Origin of the sequence: Bacillus sp. IS1, from assembly GCF_032461585.1 — a bacterium.
Classification (GTDB): domain Bacteria; phylum Bacillota; class Bacilli; order Bacillales; family Bacillaceae; genus Bacillus; species Bacillus velezensis.
In genome coordinates this window covers 1-413 of record NZ_JAWCWR010000028.1, presented here as the reverse complement: position 1 = coordinate 413, position 413 = coordinate 1, and the positions used below count along the sequence as shown (strand labels likewise).

General features: G+C 66.6%; 1 protein-coding gene. It reads right to left on the bottom strand.

All coding sequences use genetic code 11. From position 1 onward, the window contains the following. Nucleotides 1-413, bottom strand: a 413-nt coding sequence (locus tag RUW00_RS22815; protein WP_315956827.1) for a DUF885 family protein, incomplete at both ends; no start/stop codon positions are given.

Sequence of the window (413 nt, the reverse complement as noted above, 5' to 3'; positions counted from 1 at the left end):
GCCCAGCTGCACGTGATGGCCGGGGATCGCCTCATGCAGGTACTGCACCGGCACGTTCCAGCGCTTGCGGCTGGGCAGGTCACGGGTGTTGATGTACAGCACGCCTGGTTGTTCGCCTGGCGACGGCTGGTAGGCCGCGGCCGCGGCAGTCAGCGCCCGCTCCGGTTCCACCGCGCGTACTTCCAGCGGTGCCTTCGGCAACGTATCCAGCACCTGCGGCAGGCGTGCGTTGACCTGCTGCTGCACCTGGCGGTAACGGTTGATCAGTGCATTGGCGTCGCCGTACTGGAACTGTCGATCGTTGCGCATGCTGCGCAGCAGCTTGGCCGGGGTGCCGCGCAGCTTGGCATCCTTCATCACCGTGGCGATCTGTGCCTGCAGCTCCTGCGCGCGCTGTTCGCCCAGTGCATACA